Source organism: Oleiphilus sp. HI0043 (assembly GCF_001634935.1).
The window spans coordinates 1-1,633 of the sequence record NZ_LWEY01000836.1 but is presented as its reverse complement, the minus strand read 5'-3'; the positions used below and the strand labels follow the sequence as shown (position 1 = coordinate 1,633).

The following is a 1,633-nucleotide window of genomic DNA, read 5'->3' as shown; positions in this document are numbered from 1 at the left end:
ATATCAAAGAAATTATCGTATTTGTTAATATCATGGTTCCCGCATACTTCTCCCCAGCAGAGAGCTAACCACTTTTCTGTGCTTGTCTCGGGGCCTTGACGCGATTCACCGGCAGACATTTGAGTTAGGNNCCAGCTTTGCAGGACTTTTCGATCAAGCTTGTTGTTAAGGGTGCGTGGTAACTCCCCGAGTGCTTCAAGGTGCTGCGGCACCATGTAAGGGGGCAATTGCTGTCGCAGGTGCTCACGAAGTTCACTGAGACTAATCGGGCTATTCTTCCATACAACATAAGCGATGAGCCGCGTATCGCCGGCACGGACTTCTCGTACGCTTAAGGCGCAGTCGTCAATGGCGTCGTGTTGGCGCATAAGCGTCTCAATTTCACCCAGTTCTATTCGGTAGCCGCGTACTTTGACTTGCTGATCCAGTCGTCCCATATACGTAAGGGTGCCGTCGTGGGTGTAGCGTACTTTATCACCGGTGCGATAGAGTTGGCCGTCTCCAAAGGGGTTTGGAATAAAGACCTTCCGGGTTAATTCGTCACGATTGTTATAGCCTAAGGTCAAACCGTCACCACCGATGTATAGTTCGCCAGCGATGCCGTTAGGGACAGGGCGCAGCTGCTCATCCAGCACATATAACTGAGTGTTGGCGATAGGTAAGCCCAATCCAGGCGGTGTTTGGGTTTGTGTAATCTGGGCACAGCTAGACCAAACGGTGGTTTCAGTTGGGCCATACATGTTCCAAAGCTCACTACAGCGTTGAAGTAGCTCTTCAGCTAAATCCAATGGCAATGCTTCGCCACCGCACAGTGCTTTTAATCTAGGCTCACCCTGCCAGCCACTACTGATCAGCAATCGCCAGGTGGCGGGTGTTGCTTGCATGAAGTTTGCCTGATGCTTTATCAGCAAGCTTAATAAACGTCGACCATCACTACTATCCTGTTTCTTGGCAATAATGATTTTGGCGCCGACCCAGAGTGGCAAGTAGAGTTCAAGTACGGCAATATCAAAAGACAAAGTTGTTACTGCCATCAGGGTATCATCAGCCTGGAGCCCTGGCTTTTCGGCCATGCTGTGTAAGAAGTTCATGACGGAAGCATGGGGTACCACAACGCCTTTAGGCTTTCCGGTAGAACCGGAGGTATAGATGATATACGCAGCTGTATCCTCAGGGATTGTTACATCTGGGCAAGCTGTGTTCTGCTGTGATAGACGTTCAGAAATCAGATCGGTATTGAGTATGTGTGCAACAGAAGGCAGGCGCTTGATATGCGTTTCTTGAGTGACTAGGTGTTGTAAGCCCGAGTCTTCAATCATGTACGCCAAACGATCATCGGGGAAGTCAGGGTCAAGCGGGACATAGCTGGCGCCGACTTTCAATATGCCAATTAGGGCCGCGAGCATATGCTGAGAGCGGTCCAGGCACAAGCCAACGCGGTCCCCAACCGATACGTGCTCCTCTAATAGGAGCTGAGCCCACTGTGAGCTAAGTTCATCAAGCTGACGATAGCTTAAGACTTCCTGCTCAAATATGACGGCATCTTTTTCGGCAAATTGTTGAGCTTGATGATGAAGGTAGTGACCGACAGTGCGAGGGGCGTTGGCTTGTTCTTCATGCCAGAAATGGTGCG

General features: G+C 50.3%; 1 protein-coding gene. It reads right to left on the bottom strand.

Annotated elements, in window-relative coordinates:
* The coding region (locus tag A3729_RS09480) for an amino acid adenylation domain-containing protein (protein WP_156497847.1) at positions 1 to 1,633 on the bottom strand (1,633 nt) is incomplete at both ends.